This window comes from Natrinema soli (genome assembly GCF_028618695.1).
In genome coordinates this window covers 1-3,695 of sequence record NZ_JAQIVI010000570.1, presented here as the reverse complement: position 1 = coordinate 3,695, position 3,695 = coordinate 1, and the positions used below count along the sequence as shown (strand labels likewise).

Here is a 3,695-nt window from a genome sequence, read left to right as displayed (position 1 = left end):
GTCGACCGTCGTCGCGTCGAACGCCAGCCCGCGGTCAGTTGCGCCCTCGGGGACGACCGCTTCGGCGTTCGTCCGTTCCGCGAGGGTTCGAACGCCGCTGACGTGATCGGCGTGGACGTGCGTGTCGATCGCGTACCTGATCATCGCGTTCCGATCGTCTGCGTCGTCAACGTACCGATCGGCGAACGCTCGAAGCGGATCGATCACCGCTGCCTCGCCGTCGCTGTAGATCGCGTAGGCGAGACAGCCGCTCGAGGGACGGTCGTACTGCACGACCGTCGCGGGCGCGTCGACGTCGAGTTCGCGAGCGACGTAGAGATCCGCCCAGGCGTCCATCCCGCCGGCGAGATTGGCCGCGTCGATGCCCGCCCCCCGGAGGAGGGAGACGGCGTGGGCGCTCGCCTCGCCGCGCCCGCAGACGGCAAGGATCGGTTCCTCGAGGTCGGCCACGAGATCGTCCGCGCCGCCCGTGGCTTCGGCCTGAATGAACTTCATATGGGGTATTTGGACGGCCGTGACACCCTCTCCTTCGAGGTGCCAGCGCTCGAACTCGTCGCGGTCGCGGACGTCGAGGACGGTCAGTTCGTCGCCGGATCGCAGCCGATCGGCCAGCGCGTCGGGGGTGATCGACGGCGTCTCGTCGGCCTCGTTGGCCTCGTCGGCCAGTAGGTCGGCGGCGTCGCTCCGGTCGCTCATGGGACGCGATACGCGCTCGAGGCGGGTAAAGCCGCGCCACGTCGTACCGACACCGATCACCCGCGTCGCCACCAACGTTCAACACGCTCGACGGCGTCGTCTCGGTATGGACGCCGACGAATTCCAGCGAACGATCGAGGAATCGATGTCGGTCGAACTCGAGCGCCTCGGTTCGTCGAAGCTACTGGTCGCCCGGACCGACGCGAACCTGACGACGGAGGCGGTCCTCCGGGCGGTCGCGGACGGCGAACGCGCCGCGATGGAGACCTTCGAGTCGTGGGCCGATGATGAGGAATACACTGACGCACAGGACGCCTTCGCCGAATTTTCCGAACAAGAGAGCGACCACTACGACTGGGTCGTGGCCCTCCTTGACGGCGAACACGAACCCGACGATACGGACGCCGACCCGATGCACGACCGCCTTCGAACGCTCGAGACGACGGTGGACCACCTCGGCGGCGTCGTCGGGCGGTCCCTGGTCGCCGACCGGACCCACCTGCAAGTGGTGAACTTCTTCGTCAACGAAGGCGACGAACGGCGCGCCGACGTCTTCCGAGAGTTGCGATCCGAGACGGGAGCGCAGGGCGACCGGGCGATCGAGTTGCTGGCAGACGTCTGTGAGGGAAGCGACGACTGGGACCGCGCACGGACGGTCGCCGAGGACGTGATCGATATCGCGTACGAGGCGTACGCGGACTCGCTGGACGACCTCGGCCTCGATCCGAAGCCGATCTGTTGAACCGTTCCCGCGCGTCGGCCGACCGCTTGCCGTCCGGGGGTACGAAAGCCATACGCACTTCTATTGAAAGATGGACCGCGCGGGAACGGTGAAGAATGGACTGCCGACGTCAGTGTCGGGTATGGATCGACGAACTGCAGTAGTGGGATAGTCGGCGTACGCGGTGACGACGTTCTGAGGAGCCGTCGACTCAGTCGACGAAGTCGATGTCCTCGCCCTGCGCAGGCGCTTCGGGCTGGACGGCGTCCTCGCCGTCGGGCCGGCCGTAGATCTGCGGCGATTCGACGCCGGTAACGACGATCATCGTCCGCATGCTGCCCTCGAGGCTCTCGTCGATCGAGGTCCCCCAGATGATGCGGGCGTCGGGGTCGATCCGGTCGTAGATCTCCTCGACGACGCCCTCGGCCTCTTCGATGGCCATGTCGTTGCCGCCGGTGACGTTGACGAGAGCGGAACTCGCGCCCGAGATGTCGACGTCCAGCAGCGGCGAGCGGAGCGCGGTCTTGACCGAGTCCTCCGCTTTCGCCTCCGAGTCGGATTCGCCGAGCCCGATCATCGCGACCCCGCCGCGCTCCATGACGGTGCGGACGTCGGCGAAGTCCAGATTGACGAGGCCGGGTTTCGTGATGAGTTCCGTGATGCCCTTCACCGAGCGCATCAACACCTCGTCGCTGACCTTGAACGCCTGCCGGACGGGGAGTTTGCCGACGGAGTCGAGTAGGCGGTCGTTGGGAACGACGATGACGGTGTCGCTCACGTCGCGCAGGCGCTCGAGGCCCGCTTCGGCGTTCGTCCGCCGAACTTCACCCTCGGCGGTAAACGGCGTCGTCACGATCGAAATCGTCAGCGCGCCGGCCTCGCGGGCAGCCTTGGCGACGACCGGCGCGGAGCCGGTCCCGGTGCCGCCGCCGAGGCCGGCCGTGACGAAGACCATGTCGGAACCGTCGATGGCGTCGTAAATGTCCTGTTGGCTCTCGAGGGCGGCTTCCTCGCCGACCTGCGGGAGCGAACCGGCCCCGCGTCCGCCCGTTTTCTCCTCTCCCATCAGGATCTTGGTGTCGGCCTCGATCTCCACGAGGTGCTGAACGTCCGTGTTGGCGGCGACGAGCTTCGCGCCGTGGATGCCCTCCTCGTGCATGCGGTTGATGGTGTTGCCGCCGGCACCGCCGCAGCCGACGACCGTGATGTCGGTCTGGAGGTCCTGCAGGACGTCTTCCAGTTCGTCGTCGGTCATCGTTCCCGTCTGATGCCCGTCTTCCGGACCGGCGTCTGCCGATCCGCCACCCTGTGGCGCGGCGTCGTCGGGGGCCGTGGCCTCCCCGTCCTCGGCCTCGTCGATCGCGTTGTCGATTATGGAGTCCATTCTTGGCACTGTCTAAACAATGGAGCATAATTACCTTTCCCCTACACGTCAGACGGATGTCTGACACGTTAATTGATTTTTATATGTCTGAATGAATAACAGACGGATTCGGAGGGAGGGGGCTGATAACTACGTATTACTATCGTTTTCCGGATCAATCAAATCGGAAATCGTCGCGTCCGTTCGGTCGTAACTCTCTCGGGACTGATCGTTTCCCCGTCGACGGTGACCGACTCGCCGTCGGCGAGCGCGCCGAACTTCGGTCCTTCTGGAACGCCAACCTGCTGAGCCAGCGCGGGGTCGAACGCCGTCTCCTCGGCGACGACGGCATCGTCCTCGATCGTCACCGCGTCGTACTTTGCCTCGAGGACGGCAGCCAGTTCCGCGATGATCGCATTCCGGCGGTCGCTCGAGTCGTTATCGTCCCCGGTTTCGCTGTCGACAGCAGTATCGGTGACCGCCGCCCGCGAACCGACGCGACTCCCGCCGTTTTCCGTCGCGAAGGCAACGCTGTTCGTCTCGACGATCGCTCGGACGCGATCGGGGTCGATCCCCTGTGCAGTACTCACGAGATCGGCTGGCAGCTCGACGACGGTGACCGACTCCGCGAGCCGGTCGCCGAAGCGGATCCCGTCGTCGACAGCCCCCAGTTTGGACTCGACCGCGTCGACGACCTCGAGCGGGCGGTCGTCGACCTCGCGAAGCCACGTCTCGCTCACGATGCGGCAGTCGAGATCCGCGAGCGTCTCCTCGAGAACCGGCCACTCCCCATCCAGCAGCGCGATGTCGGCGTCGCTGGCCTCGAAGGCCCGCTCGAAGACCGCGCGGTGGGTCGTCGGGTGATCCATCGCCTCGAGCGCCCAGTCGGCCGCGACGTGGCCGACCGCCCACGCC

General features: G+C 66.1%; 3 protein-coding genes and 1 pseudogene. 1 reads left to right on the top strand and 3 read right to left on the bottom strand.

Annotated features, from left to right (window positions below; all coding sequences use genetic code 11):
* The coding region (locus PGX04_RS26735) for a rhodanese-like domain-containing protein (protein WP_273741266.1) at positions 1-696 on the bottom strand (696 nt) is incomplete at its 3' end.
* Positions 697-802: 106 nt separating this feature from the next.
* Here PGX04_RS26735 and PGX04_RS26730 point away from each other — a divergent pair.
* A complete protein-coding gene (locus tag PGX04_RS26730; RefSeq protein ID WP_273741265.1) occupies positions 803-1,438 on the top strand; it encodes a rubrerythrin family protein in 636 nt (211 codons plus the stop codon).
* Positions 1,439-1,628: 190 nt separating this feature from the next.
* Here the strand turns inward: PGX04_RS26730 and ftsZ are convergent, their stop codons facing one another.
* Both ftsZ and PGX04_RS26720 read right to left on the bottom strand, forming a co-directional pair.
* Positions 1,629-2,801 carry a cell division protein FtsZ gene (ftsZ, locus tag PGX04_RS26725; RefSeq protein WP_273741264.1) on the bottom strand — a complete coding sequence of 391 codons (1,173 nt, stop codon included), beginning with the start codon at positions 2,799-2,801 and terminating at the stop codon, positions 1,629-1,631.
* Positions 2,802-2,959: 158 nt separating this feature from the next.
* Positions 2,960-3,695 (bottom strand): annotated as a pseudogene (locus PGX04_RS26720) (D-aminoacyl-tRNA deacylase); the annotation flags it as partial.